This is a genomic window from Paraburkholderia dipogonis, assembly GCF_042680985.1.
Classification (GTDB): domain Bacteria; phylum Pseudomonadota; class Gammaproteobacteria; order Burkholderiales; family Burkholderiaceae; genus Paraburkholderia; species Paraburkholderia phytofirmans.
Genome location: NZ_JBHUFR010000042.1, coordinates 1 through 1,089 on the forward strand (window position 1 = coordinate 1; position 1,089 = coordinate 1,089).

Annotated in this window: 1 protein-coding gene; it reads right to left on the bottom strand. The window is 57.9% G+C overall.

The window, feature by feature from the left end:
* Positions 1-588 precede the first annotated feature (588 nt).
* Complete coding sequence (locus ACFSNN_RS38620; protein WP_134460649.1) at positions 589-795, bottom strand: hypothetical protein; 207 nt, start codon at positions 793-795, stop codon at positions 589-591.
* Between the last annotated feature and the right edge of the window lie 294 nt (positions 796-1,089).

Genomic DNA, 1,089 nt, shown 5'->3' on the forward strand with positions numbered 1-1,089 from the left:
TATCACTAATGCACAGGCTGTGCCAGTTTTATTCAAGGTTCCTAAGAAAGTTGGAGAAGGCCTGCTACGCAGGCGTCTCGCGTCGCCGTGCCGGGCGCGCACCGGCGCATTGCCGATGGAAACGATGCACGACTGACGGCACACGCCCGACAGACCGCCGCATGCTGTTGGATCAAGAACGACACGGGCAGCGGCGAAGCGGCTCGATCTGACCGGGTGTTCAAACTCGAGAGAGGATGCAGAAGGTGTTCTTGATCCGGAATAGAAGAGGGCACGCGCGAAATTCGCAGCACAGCGCGCACGGCTGTGACGTATCGCGGGCGTGGCTCGCCTCAGTGACTACACGATGCTGTCGCGAACCGGATGACGTCGTGCGAGGAATTCGATGGATTGGTTGGCCTGGACAAAGCGATGGCCGAAGAGATGTCGTTCGCGTCGGGGCGACGCCGTTCGATATTAGTCGCGAGGCAAAGGTCAAGCGTCGATTGGAACACGACAAGCGGGCATTCATCCCATCAATGAACAGGCCTCCTCCAACGGCAAAGATGTGAAGGAGGCCTGTTTCTAATTGCGGACATCTCGCGCGTCCTATAAGTAAGGCCCTTTGATACGCCCTTCGAAGATGGCGGTGTTGATTCCGAAGTCGTCGACCTGGCCGAGAGGGCCATGATCGACGGTGACAATGACGGAACGGCCGCCCCGCAGCGCCTTCATCTGCGCGGAGGTGAGTGTCGTTTCGTCGTGTGGGCGATCTGCGGAACGTGGCAAGTCCCTGATGATGAGGCTGGATTTCATGGCGCTACTCCTGAAGGTGGGTGAGTGAGCACAATGCGGTGCTCAGCCACGGTTCTGCAAAGCGCATGCCAATTTATGAGCAATGAACAAGGAACAGAATGCGAGGCGGCAACACAAGACCAGCAGGCAATAGACGATATGCGTTCTTCGACTATGGCGTTCGGTGAGCTTGAAGTTCGACGGAACTGTTCGGCGAGTTCCCACCAATCCACGGGGGGATGTCGGCTTATGGCGCTCCGTCGACAACAAAAGCCAACGGCACGCGTGTGTGACGCGTGCCGTTGTCGTGACTGT